The following is a 2,803-nucleotide window of genomic DNA, read 5'->3' as shown; positions in this document are numbered from 1 at the left end:
GATATGATTGGAAATATTTTTTGCATCACTATAATTTATTGTTTGATGACTTTGGAAAAGAGACCTGTTACCGTCTCCTTTCCTTAATCAATATTGTTTATCGGTTTAAGTAAATATATCCTGTGATTTTTTTGTTGATATCACGAACATTGATGATGTAGTAATAAGTACCAACCGGAAGTTCTTTTCCAACGCTGAATCCAACATTTGATTCACCATTCCAGTTGTTATCATACTTACTTTGTTTATAAACAACATTACCCCATCTGTTAAAAATCTCAATACTAACCTGATTAAATTGATACAACCATGGAATGTTATAAGTATCGTTATCACCATCATTATTTGGAGAGAATCCTTCATAAAGAATCAATTCATCTTCACCATAACATTTATCCTCATCAATTCTATCAGGAATTCCGTCATTATCACAATCACCATTACTTTCTTCGCTATCTAATATGCCATCATTATCCGAATCCAGATCCTGGTAATCAGGAGTTCCATCATTATCAGTATCAATATTTCCTTCCTCTGAATCCGGAATACCATCATCATCTGAATCTAAGTCTAAATAGTTACCGTCTCCGTCGTTATCAACATCATCCGATCCTTCTACCACATCAGGAATGCCATCACCATCAGAATCTGAGTCTTTGTAATTTGGAATACCATCGCCATCGTTATCATCTGTTCCTTCAACGACATCTAAAATTCCATCATTATCTGAATCTGGATCGTTCTTATCTAAAATTCCGTCTCCATCAGTATCTCCCTCACCTTCATCAGTATTTGTGATTCCATCACCATCGTTATCCGTTTCCTCAACAGTAACTGTGACTGTCGCTGTTGAACAATCATCATCTCCATCACATACCTGATAATCAAAGGTGATATCTCCAACATAACCTTCGCTCGGCGTAACTGTTATGGTATTATCTCCATTTACGGTCACAACACCTTCCGCTGCTTGACTTGGTATACTCACCACAAGGTTTCCATCCTCCAGCCCGGTATCATTACTTAAGACTGCTACAACAACAGCTACATCTTTATCCGTATCAGCTACATCTGCTACCGCTGTTGGTGTATGATCTTCAACAAGGGCATTTACGGTTACTGTGACTGTCGCTGTTGAACAATCTCCATCTCCATCACATACCTGATAATCAAAGGTGATATCTCCAACATAACCCTCGCTTGGCGTAACTGTTATGGTATTATCTCCATTTACGGTCACAACACCTTCCGCTGCTTGACTTGGTATACTCACCAAAAGATTTCCATCCTCCAGGCCTGTATCATTACTTAAGACATCCACAACGACAGCTACATCTTTATCCGTATCAGCTACATCCGCTACCGCTGTTGGTGTATGATCTTCAGCAAGGGCATTTACGGTTATTGTGACTGTCGCTGTTGAACAATCTCCATCTCCATCACATACCTGATAGTCAAAGGTGATATCTCCTACATAACCTTCATTTGGTGTTACCGTTATGGTATTATCTCCATTTACGGTCACAACACCTTCAGTTGGCTGACTTGGTATGCTCACCATAAGATTTCCATCTTCTAGGCCAGTATCATTACTTAAGACATCCACAACAACCACTACATCTTTATCCGTATCAGCTACATCGGCTACCGCTGTTGGTAGGATATTAACTTCTCCAACTTTTATTGAAATAGTTGCCACATTTGACTCTAATCCATCATTATCTTCAACAAAATAATAAATACTTGCTGAGCCTGTAAAACCAGAAGCAGGATGATAAGTAACATTTCCTAATTCATCAACTTCATACACACCTACTCCTGCTATTTCTAAAGCATTACCTAAATTCCCTGTGTTAGATTCATCATTTGGATCAATTAACATTATTGTTGAGGGATCAATACTGCCATCTACATCAGTATCATTTGCTCCAATAGTCGCAATAGTAATTGGAGTATCCTCTGATGTATTGTTTCCTGAATCATTAACCGCTACCGGTGCATCATTGATAGCAGTTATAGTAGCTGTAATGATTCCATTATTGGAAACTGCACCATAATTATCGCTTACTACATAAGTAATAGACTCTGCTCCATTCCAATCTGCATCTGGACTAAAGGTCACTAAGCCTGAAGCATCTACTGACCAATCTCCGTTTGTACTTGCATAAGTTGTTTGAATACCATCGGTCGTTGGATCTAAATCTACGGTTGTTACATTTATTGTTCCATCACTATCTGTATCATTAGTAATTACATTTACGGTGGCATCATTATCCTCGGCTGCACTTAAGGCATCATCATTAGCTGTTGGTGCATCGTTGATATCAGTGATATTAACTGTTGATTGCTGGGCACCATCTTCCATTACCTCGCCACCTGTTACTTTTGAGATTTCGACAATTATTGTTTCGCTTCCCTCATAAATTACATCGTTGGTTGCAGTAATATCAGTTGTTCCAGTTGTTGAACCGGCAGCGATTATAATTGATGATACAACAGTGTAATCTGTACCATTTGTAGCTGTTCCTATGTATGTCAAGTTTACTATTACATCTTCATATGTAGCTGTATTTAATGTGGCAGTCAACGTTGATATGCCTCCATTTTCAGATATTGAAGTTGGACTTGCAGACAGTGTTACTATTGGTGCAAATTCATCATCATTAATAGTTCCAACGCCTTGGTTATCGGCGATAGTCGCTCCTGACGCATTGCTTAAATTCACATATAAACTTTCATCACCTTCATATACCGCATCACCATATACTGTAACGCTTACTGTTTTTGAAGTTTCGCCTGCTGC

General features: G+C 38.4%; 1 protein-coding gene. It reads right to left on the bottom strand.

Annotation, left to right across the window (positions count from 1 at the left end; all coding sequences use genetic code 11):
* Window positions 1–97: 97 nt before the first annotated feature.
* On the bottom strand, window positions 98–2,803 hold a 2,706-nt coding region (locus OM075_RS24740), incomplete at its 5' end, for a tandem-95 repeat protein (protein ID WP_301193241.1).

The organism is Plebeiibacterium sediminum (assembly GCF_026013605.1).
GTDB classification, from domain to species: domain Bacteria; phylum Bacteroidota; class Bacteroidia; order Bacteroidales; family Marinilabiliaceae; genus Saccharicrinis; species Saccharicrinis sediminus.
This window is presented reverse-complemented; position numbering and strand designations above follow the sequence as displayed.